Source organism: Bacillaceae bacterium S4-13-56, from assembly GCA_040191315.1.
Classification (GTDB): domain Bacteria; phylum Bacillota; class Bacilli; order Bacillales; family JAWJLM01; genus JAWJLM01.
This window is the reverse complement of record JAWJLM010000049.1, coordinates 19100-37092: the sequence shown is the minus strand read 5'-3', so window position 1 is coordinate 37092 and position 17993 is coordinate 19100. Positions and strand designations below refer to the sequence as shown.

The following is a 17993-nucleotide window of genomic DNA, read 5'->3' as shown; positions in this document are numbered from 1 at the left end:
TAAAACATTAAATTTTTCATCCTTGTTGATGAAGCTTTGCTTCATGGTGGCTGCCCGTAAGTGTCCGATTAGTTTTATACCCTTGGTTGCTAACAATCAGAGGGGGAACGGCCACTAATTGAAGTTTCACTTTATGTTATTTCTTAGAAACTTCAGGGAAAGCTAAAACAAAATCCCCTTGCCTAACTTAAAAAATTTACTAACATGGAGGAGGCATACTGAATGGCAAATAAAGAAGAAGCGGGAGAAATTTTAATATATTCTCCTCTAAGTGGTAATGTGGTTGCTTTAAATCAAGTTCCAGACCCGACTTTTGCAGAGAAAATGATGGGTGATGGAATAGCGATAGACCCAAAGGATGGGAAAGTAGTGGCTCCCTTTGATGGGGAAGTCATACAAGTTTTTCCTACGAAGCATGCCATTGGGTTACTACATCCTTCTGGACTGGAATTATTAATTCATATTGGTTTGGAGACAGTTGCGCTTAAAGGAGAAGGTTTTGAAGCACATGTGGAAGCGGGAGACAAAGTAAAAGCAGGAGATCCCCTAGTCACCTTTGACTTAGATTTTATTAAGGAAAAAGCTAAAAGCATCGTAACTCCTATCATAGTAACCAACGGGGATCAGTTTGAAGAGTTACGGAAAACAGAAGAGAATGATGTAATAGCAGTCGATTCTGTTTTATTAGGAACAAAAGTGAAAGATAAAGGGGTTGTACAATCTAACGAGCAGCAAAAATCAACGGGAGGACTTCAATATAGTGAGGAAGCTCTTGATATTGTAGCTGCTATTGGTGGGGTGAAAAATATACATGCTGCCACTCATTGTGTAACCCGCCTGCGGTTTGCTCTTGATGATGAGAAAAAAGTAAATCATGAGAAGTTGGAGCAAATGCCATTGGTGAAAGGTTCTTTTTCCGCAAATGGTCAATTTCAGATTGTTATTGGACAAGGAACCGTCGATAAAGTTTACAAAGCGATGGTACATGAAACTGGCATACAGGAAGCATCTAAAGAAGATGTGAAAGCTGCTGGTGGACAAAAGCAGAATGCGTTACAAAGAGGAATTAAGACGTTAGCCGATATCTTTATTCCTATTTTACCTGCTATCGTAACAGCAGGTTTATTAATGGGGATCAATAATATTTTAGCGAATCCAGGAATCTTTGGACGAGAGGCACCACCTCTCATAGAGACCTATCCTCAGTGGGCAGGAATTGCAAGCATGATCAATCTTATTGCCAATACGGCTTTCGTATTTTTGCCTGCCTTAATTGGTTGGTCTGCTGTTAAACGGTTTGGGGGGCATGAATTATTAGGAGTCGTTCTTGGTTTAATGCTTGTCCATCCAGATTTACTGAATGCATGGGGCTATGGAATTGCTCAAGCAGAAGGGTCTATTCCGACATGGAATATTTTTGGATTAGAAATTCAAAAGGTTGGTTATCAGGGACAAGTTCTACCTGTTTTAGTTGCTTCTTGGGTTCTAGCTAAAATAGAAATTTTTCTCAGAAAACGCGTGATGGATTCGTTGCAATTATTAGTTGTAGCCCCCGTAGCCTTGTTAGTCACAGGTTTTCTAGCCTTCTTGATTATTGGTCCTATCACCTTTACCATAGCAAACTGGATTACTGATGGTTTAGTCACTGTGTTTGAGGCAGCACCAATTATTGGAGGGCTAGTGTACGGTGCCGTATACGCTCCATTGGTTATTACAGGGATGCACCATACATTCCTTGCGGTGGATCTACAGCTAATCGGAAGTACAGGGACTACATTTTTGTGGCCGATATTAGCCTTATCCAACATCGCCCAGGGAGCTGCTGTATTTGCAATGATGTTTGCTGCTAAAGATGAAAAATTAAAAGGACTTGCCGGAACTTCTGGTATTTCTGCATGGTTAGGAATAACAGAGCCTGCCATGTTTGGGGTAAATCTAAGATATAGGTATCCGTTTATCGCTGCAATTATTGGGACCGCAATTGCTGCAGCTTTTATCACCTTCCAAGGTGTAAAGGCAAACTCAGTTGGAGTTGGAGGTATACCAGCTATCCTATCCATTGTAGCAGCCGATTGGTTCTCCTTTGCAATTGGGATGCTAATTGTTATTCTCTTGCCATTTATCGCAACGTATGTTATTGCAAAAAGAAAATTATAAAAAAAGCGATCAGTCATTGAGGAAGGATCTCTTTTCCCAATGACTGATCGTTTCATTCTATAAACAATCTAGGAGTGAATGCAATGAGTGAGGCATGGTGGAAAAAGGCAACCGTGTATCAGATTTATCCCAAGAGCTTTAATGATACGACTGGTAATGGGGTTGGAGATATCCCGGGAATAATTGAGAAGCTGGACTATTTAAAAGAATTGGGAATAGATGTGATTTGGTTAACACCTGTTTATCAATCTCCACAAAAGGACAATGGCTATGATATTAGTGATTATTATTCCATTGAACCAATGTATGGGACCATGGATGATTTTGAAAGGTTATTGGATGAGACCCATAAAAGAGGTATGAAATTAATTATGGATTTAGTTATTAATCATACCTCTACGGAGCATGAATGGTTTAAACAATCGGCTTTCTCTAAAACGAATTCCTATCGTGATTTTTATATTTGGAAGGATCCTGTAGATGGACATGAGCCAACCAACTGGGAATCGAAATTTGGTGGTTCAGCCTGGAAGTATGATGAGAATTCGGGCCAATACTATCTCCACTTATTTGATGTAACACAAGCAGATCTTAATTGGGAAAATCCAGAGGTTAGAGAAAAATTAGTGGAAATGATTCGATTCTGGGCTGAAAAAGGAATTGATGGATTTAGACTTGATGTCATTAACCTCATCTCAAAGGATCAACGTTTTCCAAATGATGAGAGTGGAGATGGCCGAAAGTTTTACACTGATGGTCCAAGAGTCCATGAGTATTTGCATGAAATGAATCAAGCAGCTTTTTCACCGCACGACATGATGACAGTTGGGGAAATGTCTTCAACTACATTAGAAAATTGTATCCTTTACACCAATCCAGAACGCAAAGAATTGGACATGACTTTCCAATTTCATCATTTGAAAGTCGATTACCCTAACGGGGAAAAGTGGACAAAGGCGCCATTTGATTTTATTGAATTGAAAAGAATCTTATCTCATTGGCAAGTTGGAATGTATAAAGGTGGGGGATGGAATGCCCTCTTTTGGTGTAATCACGATCAGCCTCGCGTAGTGTCTCGGTTTGGTGACGAAGAAAAATATCATAAAGAATCTGCAAAAATGCTAGCAACTACCATTCATATGATGCAAGGCACTCCATATGTTTATCAAGGAGAAGAAATCGGGATGACGAACCCTGGTTTTACTTCCATTGACCAGTATAGAGATGTGGAATCATTGAATGCTTATGAGATATTGAAGCAGAAAGGGAAATCTGACAAGGAAATAATAGAGATTTTACAGCAAAAGTCTAGGGATAACGCCAGAACCCCGATGCAATGGTCCGATGGGAAAAATGGTGGATTTACGAATGGCACTCCTTGGATTGAACTCGCGGGTAATTATAAGGAGATTAACGCTGAAAAAGTAGTGAAGTATCCTTACTCGATTTTTAGTCACTATCAAAAACTCATTGAACTACGTAAAAAATATGACATCATCACCTATGGAGATTATGAATTGCTTTTAGAAGACCACCCTCAAATCTTTGCTTATACAAGAAAGTGGGAAAATGAGCGGTTGATCGTAGTTAACAATTTCTATGCGGAGGAAGTTACTGTGAAATTACCGATAAATGGACTAAAGGTTTTGATCTCTAACTACGAGGATTCTCCAAAAGAGACAGATGAGATAAAGTTAAGGGCTTATGAATCTGTGGTTTATTGGGGACAGGAACACCCGGAGGGACAGGAACCATGGTAACCTGATTTTGAGATCAGGTTGCCTTTTTTTGTTGTAGGAAGCATATAACGGATGCAGTTGAGAGGAGTTATGGTGTTCATAAGAAGTAGGAAGCATATAACGGATGCAGCTGAGAGAAGTTATGGTGTTCATAGGGAGTATGAAGCATATAACGGATGCGGCTGAGAGAAGTTATGGTGTTCATAGGAAGTATGAAGCATATAACGGATGCAGCTGAGAGAAGTTATGGTGTTCATAAGGGGTATGAAGCATACCCCCTAATCATATTAATGAGATAACTTTTTTACCCTTTAGTGAATTTTCTTGCTAAATCTATTTTTGTACCCAAAGTTATGGGATAATAATAAGTAGAAATATAGAGTGGGTTGGAGTGGTAATGATGAAAAAGCTCTCAAAGGAAGCCAAAGAGTCCTCGATACATTGGATCATCCAAAACGGTCGCGAGCTTGAACAGGCTTTAGTTAAATATTCTTTCATGAACGGACAGGAAAATGAAGTAATTAACGCATTAGCTAAGTTTCAGAACGAGGATGGAGGATTTGGTCACGGCCTAGAATCCGATATTCAAATGCCAGCCTCTTCCCCCATAACTATCATGAAATTCATAAAAACCTAGATTATTAGGTTGAACGAATAGAAATCGTGGGGAATCTTGAGCCAAATTGGGCCTGGAACGATTATTTAGATGTATGGGAAAAGGCAAAAGAGAATTGGACGGGAGTATTGACACTTGATGCTTTAGAGACTTTGAAAAGGTTTGGGAGGATTCAATAGTCTACGGCACCCGGAATCAAGTCTTTTAAAAAACAAAAAGAGGTGAATCGCATGTCGATAGTAATAGGAATGTTTATAAAATTTATGTTACCACTCATACTTATTTTGGTTGTTCTTTCCATGGTTATAAGGCTAGGCCGTTCTAATACAGGCAAAAAGATGACTACCTTTTACAAATTATATAAGAAGTATTATCCGGGAAAACGTAGGTTTTAATTAAATTCCAAAAACATAATTTTATAGTGGGAGAATCAAAAAAGGTGAGTCACTGGAAAGGGGTTTTCATATGTACTTAAATTTTTCTAAAGAAAGGGAAGCCGAAAAATACTATAGAGCACAAAAGATCACGTTGTATTGGCTGTTAGGCTTCATATACACGGCATTCATAGGTTTACAACTTGGTAGAGTTCAAGCTATAGCGGATTACAATTACTCCTTACATGAAATGATGTATTTACCCTCAACCATAGCGATGTTTGTAGTTCCTCTGTTGTTTCTGGTCTATATTTTCTTTTTCATTAAATATTTACGGAGAAGGGCCAATAAATTATCTAGCCTGAAAACTAGTCTGTTGTCTGTGCTCGTTATTACATCACTGGTAGGCATATTTTCATTAACTTACTATCAGGCTAATGACATGTCCACCACTGGTGTATACGAAGTTGAACAGAAATTACTAAAGGATAGAAAATATTATATTTTGTTCGATAACAAGGAGGTTAGAGTCTCTCGCAACGAATATTATTTGGTGGAAGAGAATGAAGAATATTTAATTGGTTATGTTTGGAACAAAAACACTCCTAATGAAGGGAAACTTGAAACCATTGAGACATTAGAATAAAGAGACCTTGGAGGAAAATTTAGCACTTTAAAAGGAAAGGGGAAATTTCTTATCCTACATACACTCTCAGTAGGTTTAAAATTTTATAACAGTTTAGTAGAAGACGGTTATTTCAAAGTAAATGGATCTCACAAAATTTTCACCAAACCAGATAATGAAATAGTTGCCAATGCAATTAGAAGGTTTCCCGATCGTTTTCTGGGATGGGTAGCTGTTAATCCTTTAATACCATAGTCAGTAGAAGAGCTGGAGCAATATCTTGATAAGCCTGGTTTCATTGGAGTAAAAGCTCATCCGTTCATGCATTCTTATTGTGTAAAATCCCTCGATACCATTCGCAGCATTATGCCAAGAAAAAGAAATCCCCATGATCATTCATCTATCTTCAGAACCAGACTCCTACAAATACTTGCCTGACACATATCCTGACCTTAAAGTTATTCATGTACATACTGGACTTCCATTTTTGGAAAAAGCTATGGGACTATGCAAAAGATAAACCGAATGTATAAATTGAAACTTCTAGTGACTATCTTACCCCGTGGTTAGTGCAAGGAAACAGTTGATGCTTTAGGATATCGAATAGTTCTATATGGTGTGATGGACCATATGGAATGACGAAATATAACGAATATGATTACTCACATAAAAAAGGCTGGGTGGATAACCTTTCAATCCCTGATCAGCAGAAAGACTTTATATTTGGAAAGAATTTTTTAAAACTAATAAACGAAGAAAACATCTAGGTGAATCACCCAGTTTTCCTCCGATTGGGCTAATATCCTAAACAAAAAGTGGGTTATTTCCATAGGTTATTAGTGAACAACATGAGGAGGTGTTGATGAGATGCATACAAATAGCTTTGCATTAATCGTAGTGTTATTCATCTTATTAATCATTGTGGGGACTTCCTACGTTGTCTAATAAAATGTAAATAATCTCAGAGGCCACTTCCCAGAGGTGGCCTCTTTTTAATAGAATCATCCCTAAGGCAAGAGGCCATTGATCAAAGTGTCAAACTAAATTCAATCCATTTAATGCTAAAATATACTTAAGCTTAATAGAATTTGTGAAAAGGTGTACTTAAAAAGTAGCGGTAAGCTTTAGTACAGCAAAAGGATCGTCATTAATTACTTGCGATTCTTTTTATTTGAATACTTTCAAGAGTTGTTGGAATTTTATGATAAAATAAATTATTAATAAGTGATCTTAAAGTGAAGGGCTTGATTGTACAATAACAAACGGTAAGGCACCATGAAGAACTGAACTAATGAAGAAGAGAGATTGAAACTTTTATTAAGAAGTATCGTATAGATAATAAATCCTACTAAAGGGGGATGAACAATGTTATTCATTCTCATAGTGTTTTCAATACCTGTTTATGGTTCTTGCATTTGGAGTCTCTATGAACCAGAAGAAAGTTTTTTCTTTTTAGATCGTTGGAGATACAAAGAAATTCCTGAGCTATCAGATATTCAGATTAAGTTGATAAGAATTGGAAGTGTAATCACTATGATTCTATGGACTATATTGATTATCAATGTTGCAATTGACACCTTTACGCCGGAACCACCTTTTCCAACCATCCCCGATGAATTGAAGGTAGAGTAAATTCGTAACCTTAACTAAACTAAAGGTGGAGTAATCAAACAAACGGATAACAAGAGTGTAAGTGAAACAAATTCCTCTTTAAAACGTTGTAAGGGACTTGGGAAACAGGGAACGTTGAAATAAGGACTGTCATCCGAAACAAGTAAAAGCTGAAATGCATTTATCCTTGTGAAGGTAGGGGTATGACTTATGAACCTCTTGTAATGAGAGCGGAGGAACAGTCCCAAGTCTAGAGAAGTATTAACTCTTGAAAGATTTATGGATCCATTGGTGTACCTCGACTCATCTAACTCCGAAGATTGGGACTCAATTAAACTAGCTATCACAACAGCCTCTCACCAGTATGATGATAATTCTACATATAATAAACCATTAACCGGACGACAAATAGTATTTCTTGAAGATATGAACAAATTAATTGCCAGTATTCAAAAATCATTACCAAATGAAGTAACAATCTATTCAAGTACACAATATTGTGAACTACTCCCACCACTTACCACCTTACGGGTCGCTTGAAGTGGGGGCTTCTCGACTTATCGTTGCTTTTACTAGCCAACGAAAACTGACCGAGCTAACCCTCTTGTTCCAAGAGTTATTGTTTCTATGATGACGCTAATAATCTTAATCCTTCATTTTTGATGTTGATAGCTGAATTGTAGTCACGATCTGCCACGTAACCACATGAACAATGGTATGTACGTTCAGATAGATAAAGGAGGCAGCTAAAGAACCTATTTCATTTAAAAAAAATGGGAATAATCTTACATTACAAGACTACCAATTGTGTAGTCTTTTTTTAATAAAGAAAAATAAGATTCAATAAAATTTTGATGTTCATAAAAAGTTCACACAATCTAATCAATTTCTCGACAAATACCCCTTATAGTATCGAGTGAAGGGATAAGTATTATGTGTTCCTTAAGGTGGAGTAGAGAAGAGATGTTTAATGGAATCAAATTAAGAAGAAAGAAGGGGTAAATATGATGGGTGGCGGCATATTTAGTTTACTAATTGTTGGGTTGTTGGTATATCTTTTCCTGAACTATAATAATTCTACTCATGGTCGATTTGGCCTAAACAATGATAAGAACACAGAAGATGCACTCGAAATTTTAAGAAAAAGATATGTAAATGGGGAAGTTAGTGATGAGGAATATCAAAGAAAAAAATCTATTTTGGAAGATAGGAAAGTATAAAGCTTTCCTATCTGCATAAGTGCAACTAAGGCATTGGTCACAAAGGCTTGGCAAATGCCAAATTTTCTAAAAAGGAGAATAAATGGACATGGGTTATGGAATGATGGGTCATATGTTTGATTATGGGTATAACTATGGAAGTGGACCAAACTGGTGGTGGATTATAGGATCTAACCTAGTAAATCTGCTTTTGATAGCTGGGATCATTTTCTTTATATACAAATTAGTGAAGGGAAATAGAGGCCAGGGAAAATCTTCAGATCAAGCTATTGAAATTCTAAAGAAAAGGTATGCTTCAGGGGAAATTGATGAGGAAGAATATAGTAGAAAAATAAAAATATTAACATCATCCAAATAATTCGTCACTAAAAACTCACCAATTTTGCACATTTTTATTTTACCATAACGGGTATAGGTGAAGAATAGGTTTCACTAGAGTTAAAATTCGCACAGAGGAGCTGAACAAGATGAGAAAAATCGTAGTTGGTGCATTATCCCTAGGGATCATTTTTGCAGGAGGAATTGCAGTAGCAGCTGATGAAGACAATACAGTTAGTAAGGGAAAAGGTACATTGAACTTTGGGCAGATGAGTCAAAGAATGGAAGAAATTCATCCAGACTGGTCAAAAGAATATATTCAAAATATGTATAATGCGATGCATGGTACTACTGGAGCAGCACCAAGTTCTAATTTTGAGGAAATGAACTACCCAAATAATGCTATTGATTTTAACCAAATGAGTGGTATAATGAACAATCTATCCCCAGAAGGTTTTGATAAAATGGTAGAATTCATGCAAAACTATGATGGTCCTGTGAATTATGGACAAATGTTGGATATAATGGAGGAAGTACATCCAGATTTCAGCAAGGAACAAATGAATGAAATGTATAATGCGATGCATGGAACTAATGGAGCGGCACCCAGTGCTAATTTCAGAGGAATGTCAGGCGGAATGAATCATCCAATGTTTTCAAATGAATGATACGTGAGTGTTTGATTGAGTAACTATTGTTTATAATTTTTAAGGTATGCGAGATTCGCATACCTTTTTTTCTTACTTTGGTATATAGGATGGTTGCTTTTTGAACTTTTTGAACACTGCAACGTTTTAAAACAGTCATTACAAAGTCAATTTTTCACAATAAATCGCACAATTTGTTCATGTAATTTGCTGTGATTAATATACCTTTAGAGAAGGGGGAAGATTATATGAATTTGTGGATAAAGAGGGCCGAGCTCCATGAAAAAGAAGTATTGCGAAGTCTCATGCAATATTATTTTTATGATTTTTCCGAGTACATAAATATTGATGTTACTGATAATGGTGCATTTTTGGATTATCCTTCTTTTCATGACTATTGGATGGACCCTTCTCGTTTTGCCTATCTGATTATTGCGGATGGCAAATTGGCTGGTTTTGCGTTGGTATCGTATCGAACTAGTCCGTATAGGAACTTTTTTAGTATGGATGAATTTTTTGTGATGAAAAAATATCGACGCTATGGTGTTGGGAAAAAAGTTGCCTATGATCTTTTTCGAATGCATCAAGGAAATTGGGAAATCAGTGAAATAGCACCCAACAAACCTGCTCAATCCTTTTGGAGAAAAATCATCCAGGAATTTACCAATGGCAACTATAGAGAAAGAAATGAAAACTCAAAATTTATACAGGAATTTGTGAGCTAATGGTTCTTTAGGGACAGGAACTATCGGTCTTCCTGTCCCTAAGGTATCACTGTTAACTCATTTTTTGATGCAACTCAAACAATTTTTCCGTAAACTCTTGGATGGTATCATACATAACGATTTTTTCACGCCATTCTAAAGGAATCGCATTAATACCATAATAAGCCCCGGCCAATTGACCATAAACAGCACCCGTTGTATCAGCGTCATCTCCTAAGTTGACGACTTTTAGTAAACCATCTTTAAAATTTTGAGTGTGGTAGAATGCCCAAAGTGCAGCTTCCAAAGTATGTGCAACGTAGCCAGAACTTGAAATTTTAGATTCTGATTTTGTTTTATAAGATCCTAAAGCTATCTCTCGAATGCTAGAACTCCAATTAGACGAGTATTGGCCAATCAACTCACTTGATAAAACATCTTCCTTAGATTGTCCTTCCAAAGCCCCATAAATGAGAGCACCAAACAACTCACAGCCATCTAAGCTCTCTTTTGACTGGTGCGTCGTTTTAGAGCTTTCCACACACATTTCGACCATTTTACTAGAATCATATGAATATAGTATAGCAACAGGAGCAAGTCGCATGATGCTACCATTCCCAGCATCGTATTTTCCTGAAGGTCCACTATAAGGGTTACGAGTTTTCTTGAAATTCAATAGAGCTTGTCTTGTTGTATTACCAATATCAAAGCACACTCCTGTACTACTTAGATGACCGTCCTCGTACCATGCTAAATATTTCTCCAGTTGATTACTGAGATCCACTCCTTCACACTTAATCAAACTTTCTGCAAGGCATAATGCCATAGATGTATCATCCGTCCATTGTCCAGCCTTCAACGCAAAAGGTCCCCCACCCACCATGTCTTCAACAGGCGAGAAGTTCCCTCTGGCCCTAAACTCAACCGTAGTTCCCACAGCATCACCAACAGCCAAACCGAACATACTTCCTAAAAATCTATCGAACTTCTCCACGCTTCAATACCTCCCAACACCTTTTCTTAATCATACTAGAATCCCAATCAAGAAACCTGTCACATGTCCATTATGGTAAAATATAGTTTAGTCGACAGGTACATATTTTTAGGGAGGATTACATGAAAAACCCATTCTTACTTATGTTGATCGCTACGTTGACCATTACGCTATCGGGATGTAATTTTATAGAAAAACAAATGGAAGAACAGAAATCGGAGAAAATGATCGAGGTCTATTACCAATCAATCATTGACGAAAATTATGAAAAGGCTTTTCAACAACTATATCTTTATGATTATGATCCAGAAAAAACGAATCAAAACAAAAGTAATGGTACAAACCTTTCAAAGGAAGAGGCAAAAGAATTCTATTTAAAGAAAATTGAATTCCTCAAGAATCAAAATTATAAATTAACTGATTTTGAAATCGAGGAAGTGGAATATGCAGATGGGCATACATTTTGGCATCATATTAAACTTGAAGTTGAGCAGAATGGTAAGAAGATTGAATGGAGTGAAGTAGCTGACATCTATGAGGAAAAGTTATTAGTTAGTTCGAAAGGTGACCCATATGTGAAGTATAGAGATGGGAAAATGAATTTTGAAATTGAATAGATGGAGAGAATGTATTCTACTAGTAGGACTTGCTTGTTTTCTTATGAGGAGATGATAAGTTGAAATATAAAATTTTTGGGACACTGCCGCTAACTTTCCTTAACAAAGTTTTTTAAATCAATATGGTTTTTAGTCAGCCTCACTACAATATATTTAACGGGGGCAGAGATCTACTTAATGACACTTTAGGGACAGGAACACCCGTAGGTCCTGACCCTAAACATTCTATATCTTATTCATTCTGTCATTTGTTAACTTCACAAATTTATTTTCATAGAAGCGTTTTTTCTTTCCATTTTTGGTACTTTCAAAAAAGGCGATGATATCAGCTAAGGCATTCTCGAGTAGATCATCATCATTGGTTTTTTCAAGTTCTTCTATGGCTTTTTCATAGTTTTTCCCCGCAGCAGTTTTATCTGGATTTTCTTTGTGTTCCAGGCAATACGCATACTGCATGAGTATCATTCCAAGTTCTCTTGAGGAATACCTAGGAAGATTTAAGTGAATGTTGATCGCTTTTTCATAATATGGAACAGCTTCATCAAGCTGTGATTGATCGAAGCAATTATACGCCAATTCCGTATATGCTTCAGCATGGGCAATTTTATTTTCAAGAGTAGAACCTTCTAAAAGTGGGAGGGCCCCTTTCAAATAGCTACCAGCTTTGTCATACTCCTTTTTGGTACCATACATTCTTCCAAGGCTCACCATAGAGTTGATTTTCATTTCTATATTATTAAGCTCACCCGCAAGTTCCATAGCTTTTTGTAAATGTTCAATGGCTTCGTCAATTTTATTTAAGGAAGAATGAAGAGTGCCAAGTTTAAAATGAAGAAAGGCAATCAAGTGTTTATCCACTTCATTTGCTTTCTGAAAATAGGCTAGGCCTTGTTCAAAATATCTAGTGGCACGGACAAGCTTTTCTAATTGCTCTTCTGCTTCCCCTAGAATTAAATAGGTACTGGCCGCTTTCATAGGATCGAAGTCTTCCTGTTTTTCTATTTGATTGACAGCATCTGAAAGAATTCTACGAGCAAGCTTATAATCGTTCATGAAGGCTATATTTCCGTACAGAATTAAATCATCAATCGTCGTGGTGACAGGCACCTGTCGATTTTTCTCTGACTCCTTATATAAATCCATAATAATTTCTGCCCCGCGTTTTCCTTCTCCAAGTTGGGAATGACAGGTAGCATCCAACAGTAACAAAATCCTCTCTAATGGCTTGTCTACCTCATGTCCTTCCCGAAATCTTTTTGTTTTGTTTAAGACATTCAAAAAGTGGCCACGCTTAAATTCTTCTACGATGACATTTATTTCCTCTTTGTTCTCCTCAGTTACAAAATCCTTTATATGTTCCTCTATATTAAAAACTTCATTTGCTGCTGACATATGTATGCTCCTATCTGTCATTTTTACTATTAGTGTAACAGGTTTAACTCCAATAGAAAAATCCCACAAAAATGCGGGATTTCTATGTAGAGATTATGGATTCGTTGACCACAGACCAGCCGATTTCACAAAAGTTCTTCGATTTAATTTCAAACTAGCAATAATCAATTCAGCAAGATCTTCTGGGTGCATCACTCGTTCCGGATCACCCGTGATAAGATTTGACTCGTGAGCCAGATCAGTAACCACTGTGCTTGGCGTAAATGCTGTGACACGAATGTTATGTTTTCGTACCTCCATCATTAACGATTCAGTTAGTCCTAAGACACCAAACTTTGACGCACTATACGCACTTGTAACAGGTGCCCCTTTTTGCCCTGAGGTTGATGAAATATTGATAATGTCTCCTGTTTTCCTTTCAATCATTTCAGGCAATACAGCTCGAGTGACATTGTAAACGCCCATCAAATTCACATTAATAATATTTTGCCACTCTTCTGGTGACAAATCAAGAAACCCACCAAATTTAGCTGTCCCTGCATTATTGATTAAAATATCAATCGGTCCCAGATCGGATTGGATATGCTCAACGGCGTGATTTACAGCATCCAAATCAGCTACATTTGCAGAAGCAGCCGAAATGTTGACGTCATAGCTTTCTTTGATTTCAGCTGTGACTTTCTCAAGGTTATCCATATTTAAACCGATTAACCCAACATTCACACCTTCTTTAGCTAAAGCAAGGGCAGTAGAACGACCAATCCCTCTTCCAGCACCAGTTATAATAACTGTCTTCCCGTCCAACGATAACATCATGAATCACTCTCCTTCTTCATTACAACAAAAATATTTTTGCCCAAAACAAGGAATCGAATTCAAGGTGCGTCATGATGTTTTTTTACTCATTAAATATACCCAAAATAATTTAGAAATTCAGATCGAGAGTAAATAACAAATCTCTCTCTTATACCTTTAGTTAGAAAGTCTGCATCACCGGTGATGAAAATATCTGGTTGGGCTATCATTATGTGTCGTGGTGACAGGCACCTGTCGATTATAACAATGCTTTTTTAAGGAACAATATAATTGGAGGTGAGTAGAGTGACAAAAAGACCAAAAGCGAATCCGTCAACGATTGGGTTAAATTCCCCGCAGGTCGAGGGGCAAGGAACTACAAATAGGGAGACAGGAAAAAAGAAAATGGATTCTTCTAGACGGAAGAAAAAAAGCTTCTAGGGTGATAGCAACCAGTTGAATAAGTAAGTCCCTAAATATACTGGGCTAAACTTTCACAATTCTTCCTCTTGAGAATTATATTTTTTCTTGAGAGGGAGGATTGCATCCTAGGTGACAGGCACCTGTCGAATTTAGCGGCCTGTTAAATCACGTATGATTCATGCGAACGGTGAAGGTAAAGCTCGATAAACTCAGCTAAACCATCATTTTCATGGTGTCCAGTCACAAAATCAGCTACCGATTTAACCTCTTCACTAGCGTTCCCCATTGCTACACCAGTACCGACATGACTAAGCATTTCAATATCATTAGGACCGTCTCCAATACCCACAACTTCACTTGGGTTAATTCGAAAGGCAAGGAGTAATTTTTTAATAGCGGACCATTTGGAAGTAAAAGGAGCAACTAATTCAAATCCGTCATTCCAATTAATTACTTTTGCTTCTTTTTCAAACATTTTGGATAATTCCGGACTTGATCCACCTGTTCGAACACTATATTTTAAAGCATCTTGGTAATTTGCTAGTCTTAAATCTCCAATATAACGTGGAGGGGTCTGCCCAACTTTTGTCCAATAAACGATTTCCTCACTGGTTTCCTTGCATAAAATCCCATTTTCTGTATGGATAATAACATTACAAGGATGTTCTGCAGTTAGGTGATGGAATCGTTCTTCGTCCAGGCGAACAGGGTTTATATACATAGCCCTTCCTGTTTGTGCATCGTGAATAGAAGCACCATTTAAACAGATCATCGGCGTTCTCAATCCAAGTTCTTTGTGATAAGGAGCGGTCACTTCATAATGTCGACCGGTAGCTAAAAACACCTTGACTCCCTGGTTAATAAGTCTATTAATGGCTTCTTTATTTCGGCTAGAAATATTATTTGAGGCTGTTAGTAGTGTACCGTCCATATCAATAAATACTGCACGCACATTCATTTATACTACCCCCTCATTAGTTGGTAAAACCATCATATCAACTGAATATTGAGACTTTGTAAATTCAATGTAGAGATTACTTAAAGATTGATTAATGGATTATCGTTTTTTGAAGAAGGAGAGTGTATCCTAGGTGCCCGGCACTTGGCAACACTCATGTACTATTTGAGAGAGTTACTATCCTGGATGGTGGCTCTTTTTTGTCGAGAAAATCTCATTTCAATAGGCCAAAAGATTTTAGCAGAGAAGACTAGTGATAGGCAAGATAGGACTTCTACGCTATAATTAGAACAAATGTTCCCTTAATATGCTTCTTAGTTTTACATACTTATTAACTTGCAATGCTATGATAAAAGATAGAAAAAGTACGGGAGTTCAATTATTTTGGGGAGGTCTTCCAGTGGGGAATGAAACGAATATACTCATTTATCAAACAGAAGAAAGAAATACAAAAATTGATGTGAGAAAAATAGACTTAAATAGCAGCATAAATACCCAAAAGTATAGGCGTATCACCTAGTTTACTGATAACTTGGCCCCCTAAACAATATATGGGTCTATTCCATAGGGTATGTAGTTAACAACATCAGGAGGTGTTAAGTTATGCATAACAACTTCGCGTTGTTAGTCGTTCTATTCATCCTATTGATCATCGTAGATGCTGCTTACGTTGCCTAATGAAATTTAGAGAGGGGCACTATCCAAAGTGGACTCTTTTGTATTTGTATAGCTTACTAGTTATATAACCAAATCACAAATAAATTATGGTAAAATATGTACATATCTATCGACTCTTAGAACGGAGGATAATTCATGATTGTCTATGAGGCTAGTAAAAGGGAATTCCTAGAGCATGTGGATCAAGATATTCTTGTTAATCATATTCTTAGTCAATTTGAACAGAAAATAGGTCATACGAGTGAGTCTGAAATTAGGTCTTGGGATAACTCGATGTTACATATGTACCGGGTCTTAAACGATCAATCCATTCCGGATGATGCGGGAGTAGCTATCGAGTACAAAATCCCTTACACCTCCAAACGAGTGGACTTCTTACTTTCTGGACATGACGGGGATACGGACTCTGTCGTAATCGTGGAATTAAAGCAATGGTCTGAGGTTGAGAAGGTAGAAGGAAAGGAAGCTATCGTTAAAACAGCGTTAAATCGAGGCCTTCATGAAGTGGCACATCCTTCTTATCAAGCCTGGTCATATGCTGCGCTGATCGAGGACTATAACGAAAATGTCCAGGAGCAACTCATTCAATTGAAACCATGTGCTTATCTACATAATTATCGAAAGTCGCAGAATGACCCATTAACGGATAGCTATTATGATTACTATCTTAATTTAGCGCCTGTTTATGTAAAAGGTGATGTTGAGAAACTAAGAAACTTCATCAAAAGACACATCAAGTTCGGTGACAAAAAAGATATTCTCTATCAAATTGAACAGGGTCGGATAAGGCCTTCTAAGTCATTGCAGGACTCCCTAGCAAGCATGTTAAAAGGTAACCAAGAATTTGTCATGATCGATGAACAAAAAGTGGTCTATGAAACGGCTCTTCAATTAGCAAAAGAAACCCTTGAAACAGATACAAAACAAGTGATGATCATTGAAGGTGGTCCTGGAACAGGGAAATCTGTGTTAGCTATTAATCTACTTGTTGCCTTAACCAATCAATCATTGACGTGCCAATATGTAACCAAAAATTCTGCTCCAAGGAGTATCTATTCTACCAAGCTCAAAGGTGATTTTAGAAAAACGAGAATCGATAATCTTTTCAAAGGATCTGGAAGTTATACAGAATCCGAGATGAACGAACTTGATGTGCTTATTGTCGATGAGGCCCATCGATTAAATGAAAAATCAGGGATGTTTCAAAACTTGGGAGAGAACCAAGTGAAAGAAATCATTCATTCTTCTAGGATGTCTATCTTCTTTATTGATGAAAATCAACGTGTAACTTTGAAGGATGTAGGCAGTGTAGAAATGATAAAAAAATATGCCCGTGAATATGGAGCAGACATAACGACTGGGAAATTAGCGTCTCAATTCCGATGTGATGGCTCCGACGGATACATTGCATGGTTAGATGATCTTCTACAAATAAGGGAGACTGCCAACGCCAATGATATGGGAATGGATTATGATTTTCAGGTCTTTTCAAATCCACATGATATGAAGCGTGAGATAGAAAAGAAAAATCAAAAGAACAATAAATCAAGAATCGTTGCGGGGTATTGTTGGGAATGGCCTAAGAGCAATCGTTCCAAATCTAATTTTCATGATATTAAAATTGAGGAACATGATTTCGGCATTAGTTGGAACCTGGACAATACAGCCACTTGGGCTATAGATGAGGAGTCCGTCCAAGAAGCGGGCTGTATCCATACATGCCAAGGGCTTGAGTTTGATTATGTTGGGGTAATCATTGGGGATGATTTACGATACGAGGACGACAAAGTCATAACGGACCATTCCAAGAGGGCTAAAACTGACCAATCTCTAAAAGGCATAAAGAAGATGCTGAAAGAAAATCCTACTACTGTGGAAAAACTTGCCGATCAAATTATCCGTAATACCTACCGTACATTAATGACCAGGGGACAAAAAGGATGTTACGTCTATTGCACCGATAAGAAATTGGAGGAGTATTTGAGATCGCGGTTGAAACGTGAGAGTTTTTACAAAGAAAGTCAGTATTTGAATGAGAAAGTTGCGGAGAGTAAAAGTGAATATTAACTAATAGAGTGCTTGGTGATAGACAGAAGAACTAGATAGGGGCTAAAGTGATCAGTCC

18 protein-coding genes and 1 pseudogene are annotated in these 17993 nt (G+C 37.3%); 14 read left to right on the top strand and 5 right to left on the bottom strand.

Features of this window, described 5'->3' with window-relative positions; genetic code table 11:
* The first annotated feature begins 222 nt into the window (after window positions 1-222).
* From treP to RZN25_13055, 6 genes are all read left to right on the top strand, one after another.
* Window positions 223-2157: a PTS system trehalose-specific EIIBC component gene (gene treP / locus RZN25_13080; GenBank protein MEQ6377748.1), complete on the top strand. Its 1935-nt coding sequence runs from the start codon at window positions 223-225 to the stop codon at window positions 2155-2157.
* A gap of 83 nt (window positions 2158-2240) precedes the next feature.
* Window positions 2241-3917: an alpha,alpha-phosphotrehalase gene (gene treC, locus RZN25_13075; protein MEQ6377747.1), complete on the top strand. Its 1677-nt coding sequence runs from the start codon at window positions 2241-2243 to the stop codon at window positions 3915-3917.
* Between the two features lie 379 nt (window positions 3918-4296).
* Window positions 4297-4533: a hypothetical protein gene (locus tag RZN25_13070; protein MEQ6377746.1), complete on the top strand. Its 237-nt coding sequence runs from the start codon at window positions 4297-4299 to the stop codon at window positions 4531-4533.
* A gap of 444 nt (window positions 4534-4977) precedes the next feature.
* Window positions 4978-5532: a hypothetical protein gene (locus RZN25_13065; protein MEQ6377745.1), complete on the top strand. Its 555-nt coding sequence runs from the start codon at window positions 4978-4980 to the stop codon at window positions 5530-5532.
* Window positions 5533-6378: 846 nt separating this feature from the next.
* The gene (locus RZN25_13060; GenBank protein ID MEQ6377744.1) at window positions 6379-6456 is read left to right on the top strand and encodes a YjcZ family sporulation protein; all 78 of its coding nucleotides are present in this window, start codon (window positions 6379-6381) and stop codon (window positions 6454-6456) included.
* A gap of 420 nt (window positions 6457-6876) precedes the next feature.
* On the top strand, window positions 6877-7143 hold the full coding sequence (locus RZN25_13055; protein ID MEQ6377743.1) for a hypothetical protein: 267 nt from the start codon (window positions 6877-6879) through the stop codon (window positions 7141-7143).
* A 604-nt stretch (window positions 7144-7747) separates the two neighbouring features.
* Here RZN25_13055 and RZN25_13050 read toward each other — a convergent pair.
* Window positions 7748-7861, bottom strand: a pseudogene (locus tag RZN25_13050) (zinc ribbon domain-containing protein).
* Between the two features lie 265 nt (window positions 7862-8126).
* Between RZN25_13050 and RZN25_13045 the strand changes: the two are divergent.
* The 4 genes from RZN25_13045 to RZN25_13030 all read left to right on the top strand — a co-directional run bounded on the left by RZN25_13045 (window position 8127) and on the right by RZN25_13030 (window position 10032).
* Window positions 8127-8342: an SHOCT domain-containing protein gene (locus RZN25_13045; protein ID MEQ6377742.1), complete on the top strand. Its 216-nt coding sequence runs from the start codon at window positions 8127-8129 to the stop codon at window positions 8340-8342.
* A gap of 88 nt (window positions 8343-8430) precedes the next feature.
* Window positions 8431-8700 carry an SHOCT domain-containing protein gene (locus RZN25_13040; GenBank protein MEQ6377741.1) on the top strand — a complete coding sequence of 90 codons (270 nt, stop codon included), beginning with the start codon at window positions 8431-8433 and terminating at the stop codon, window positions 8698-8700.
* A 109-nt stretch (window positions 8701-8809) separates the two neighbouring features.
* A complete protein-coding gene (locus tag RZN25_13035; GenBank protein MEQ6377740.1) occupies window positions 8810-9328 on the top strand; it encodes a hypothetical protein in 519 nt (172 codons plus the stop codon).
* A 227-nt stretch (window positions 9329-9555) separates the two neighbouring features.
* The gene (locus RZN25_13030; protein MEQ6377739.1) at window positions 9556-10032 is read left to right on the top strand and encodes a GNAT family N-acetyltransferase; all 477 of its coding nucleotides are present in this window, start codon (window positions 9556-9558) and stop codon (window positions 10030-10032) included.
* Between the two features lie 52 nt (window positions 10033-10084).
* On the opposite strand, the gene RZN25_13025 is transcribed toward RZN25_13030, so the two are convergent.
* Window positions 10085-11005, bottom strand: coding sequence for an ADP-ribosylglycohydrolase family protein (locus RZN25_13025; GenBank protein ID MEQ6377738.1), 921 nt, complete (start codon window positions 11003-11005; stop codon window positions 10085-10087).
* Window positions 11006-11127: 122 nt separating this feature from the next.
* Here RZN25_13025 and RZN25_13020 point away from each other — a divergent pair, with 122 nt between their 5' ends.
* A complete protein-coding gene (locus tag RZN25_13020) occupies window positions 11128-11622 on the top strand; it encodes a hypothetical protein (GenBank protein ID MEQ6377737.1) in 495 nt (164 codons plus the stop codon).
* Between the two features lie 225 nt (window positions 11623-11847).
* Here the strand turns inward: RZN25_13020 and RZN25_13015 are convergent, their stop codons facing one another.
* Entirely contained in the window at window positions 11848-13014 is a 1167-nt protein-coding gene (locus tag RZN25_13015; GenBank protein ID MEQ6377736.1) for a tetratricopeptide repeat protein, read from the bottom strand.
* Window positions 13015-13107: 93 nt separating this feature from the next.
* Window positions 13108-13827 (bottom strand): 3-ketoacyl-ACP reductase, encoded by a 720-nt coding sequence (locus RZN25_13010; GenBank protein ID MEQ6377735.1) that lies wholly within the window; start codon window positions 13825-13827, stop codon window positions 13108-13110.
* Between the two features lie 288 nt (window positions 13828-14115).
* Here RZN25_13010 and RZN25_13005 point away from each other — a divergent pair, with 288 nt between their 5' ends.
* Window positions 14116-14250 carry a YuzL family protein gene (locus RZN25_13005; GenBank protein MEQ6377734.1) on the top strand — a complete coding sequence of 45 codons (135 nt, stop codon included), beginning with the start codon at window positions 14116-14118 and terminating at the stop codon, window positions 14248-14250.
* 142 nt (window positions 14251-14392) lie between these two features.
* Here RZN25_13005 and RZN25_13000 read toward each other — a convergent pair whose 3' ends face one another.
* Entirely contained in the window at window positions 14393-15190 is a 798-nt protein-coding gene (locus RZN25_13000; protein ID MEQ6377733.1) for an HAD family hydrolase, read from the bottom strand.
* Between the two features lie 603 nt (window positions 15191-15793).
* On the opposite strand from RZN25_13000, the gene RZN25_12995 reads away from it, so the two are divergent.
* Window positions 15794-15868 (top strand): YjcZ family sporulation protein, encoded by a 75-nt coding sequence (locus tag RZN25_12995; protein MEQ6377732.1) that lies wholly within the window; start codon window positions 15794-15796, stop codon window positions 15866-15868.
* Between the two features lie 135 nt (window positions 15869-16003).
* Window positions 16004-17935, top strand: coding sequence for a DUF2075 domain-containing protein (locus RZN25_12990; protein ID MEQ6377731.1), 1932 nt, complete (start codon window positions 16004-16006; stop codon window positions 17933-17935).
* Window positions 17936-17993 lie beyond the last annotated feature (58 nt).

What these genes read in the sequence shown, in the direction of transcription:
- treP (MEQ6377748.1), top strand. Translation starts at nt 223, where the DNA reads ATGGCAAATAAAGAAGAAGCGGGAGAAATTTTAATATATTCTCCTCTA.
- treC (MEQ6377747.1), top strand. Translation starts at nt 2,241, where the DNA reads ATGAGTGAGGCATGGTGGAAAAAGGCAACCGTGTATCAGATTTATCCC.
- RZN25_13070 (MEQ6377746.1), top strand. Translation starts at nt 4,297, where the DNA reads ATGAAAAAGCTCTCAAAGGAAGCCAAAGAGTCCTCGATACATTGGATC.
- RZN25_13065 (MEQ6377745.1), top strand. Translation starts at nt 4,978, where the DNA reads ATGTACTTAAATTTTTCTAAAGAAAGGGAAGCCGAAAAATACTATAGA.
- RZN25_13060 (MEQ6377744.1), top strand. Translation starts at nt 6,379, where the DNA reads ATGCATACAAATAGCTTTGCATTAATCGTAGTGTTATTCATCTTATTA.
- RZN25_13055 (MEQ6377743.1), top strand. Translation starts at nt 6,877, where the DNA reads ATGTTATTCATTCTCATAGTGTTTTCAATACCTGTTTATGGTTCTTGC.
- RZN25_13045 (MEQ6377742.1), top strand. Translation starts at nt 8,127, where the DNA reads ATGATGGGTGGCGGCATATTTAGTTTACTAATTGTTGGGTTGTTGGTA.
- RZN25_13040 (MEQ6377741.1), top strand. Translation starts at nt 8,431, where the DNA reads ATGGGTTATGGAATGATGGGTCATATGTTTGATTATGGGTATAACTAT.
- RZN25_13035 (MEQ6377740.1), top strand. Translation starts at nt 8,810, where the DNA reads ATGAGAAAAATCGTAGTTGGTGCATTATCCCTAGGGATCATTTTTGCA.
- RZN25_13030 (MEQ6377739.1), top strand. Translation starts at nt 9,556, where the DNA reads ATGAATTTGTGGATAAAGAGGGCCGAGCTCCATGAAAAAGAAGTATTG.
- RZN25_13020 (MEQ6377737.1), top strand. Translation starts at nt 11,128, where the DNA reads ATGAAAAACCCATTCTTACTTATGTTGATCGCTACGTTGACCATTACG.
- RZN25_13015 (MEQ6377736.1), bottom strand. Translation starts at nt 13,014, where the DNA reads ATGTCAGCAGCAAATGAAGTTTTTAATATAGAGGAACATATAAAGGAT.
- RZN25_13010 (MEQ6377735.1), bottom strand. Translation starts at nt 13,827, where the DNA reads ATGTTATCGTTGGACGGGAAGACAGTTATTATAACTGGTGCTGGAAGA.
- RZN25_13000 (MEQ6377733.1), bottom strand. Translation starts at nt 15,190, where the DNA reads ATGAATGTGCGTGCAGTATTTATTGATATGGACGGTACACTACTAACA.
- RZN25_12990 (MEQ6377731.1), top strand. Translation starts at nt 16,004, where the DNA reads ATGATTGTCTATGAGGCTAGTAAAAGGGAATTCCTAGAGCATGTGGAT.